Origin of the sequence: Pseudoalteromonas sp. Z1A6 (assembly GCF_011378745.1) — a bacterium.
GTDB classification, from domain to species: Bacteria; Pseudomonadota; Gammaproteobacteria; order Enterobacterales; family Alteromonadaceae; genus Pseudoalteromonas; species Pseudoalteromonas arctica.
The window spans coordinates 1-990 of the sequence record NZ_WTKW01000644.1 but is presented as its reverse complement, the minus strand read 5'-3'; the positions used below and the strand labels follow the sequence as shown (position 1 = coordinate 990).

Genomic DNA, 990 nt, shown 5'->3' with positions numbered 1-990 from the left:
GATTTTTCTATTATAAGAACAAAGCTTACGGGGTTAGAGCTTGAAAAAAAGGGCGGCTCTGTTGCTGCTTTTATCAATATGTATTTACCATTACTGCATCGCAGTGGTTATGTTGCCCCTAATATGGGCGATCATGGACTTACATTTGAAAGCCCTGGTGGTTATGTCATGGAGTCTATTCCTGGCCTTTATAAAAATGTCATTGTTTTAGACTTTAAAAGCCTATACCCCAGTATTATGCAAACTTTTTACATTGATCCACTCGGACTAATAGAAGGTCTGAAAAATCCTGAGCATAGTGTGCAGGGATTTAATGAAGCCGTATTCTCGCGAGACAAGCATCACTTACCTTTACTTGTTAAAAGCTTAGCGTCTCAAAGGCAGCTTGCCAAAGATAACCAAGATCAAATGCTCTCTCAAGCAATCAAAATAATAATGAATAGTTTATATGGCGTTCTAGGCTCAAAAGGATGCAGGTTTTACGATCCTAGGTTATCGAGCTCTATTACGCTAAGAGGGCACGAAATAATGCTACAAACTAAAAAGTGGATAGAGGAACTTGGTTATAGCGTTATTTATGGCGATACCGACTCTACGTTTATTAAGTTGGATGATGAGCTAACACCAGATGAGTGTAATGAAATTGGTGCGTTTTTAGCTAAAAAGATAACTACAGATTGGGTTAATGAGACTAAACAAACGCACAACTTAACAAGTCATTTAGAAATAGAGTTTGAATCTCTTTATAGCCCTTTCTTTTTACCAACAATAAGAGGGAAGTTAGTTGGCTCTAAAAAGCGCTATGTCGGTAAATTAATTAAACCAAACGAATCAAAACTAGTATTTAAAGGATTAGAAACGGTAAGAAGTGATTGGACTAAACTTGCTCAACAATTTCAGTTCGATCTATTTACTGGTCTTTTTGATGGAAATTTAAACATAAATGACCTTGTAAAAGACTATACAACAAAGCTATTTAAAGGTGAGTTT

Annotated in this window: 1 protein-coding gene; it reads left to right on the top strand. The window is 36.1% G+C overall.

Annotated features, from left to right (window positions below; translation table 11 throughout):
• Positions 1 to 990: DNA polymerase domain-containing protein (locus GQR46_RS20095; protein ID WP_277344156.1), on the top strand; the 990-nt coding region annotated here is incomplete at both ends.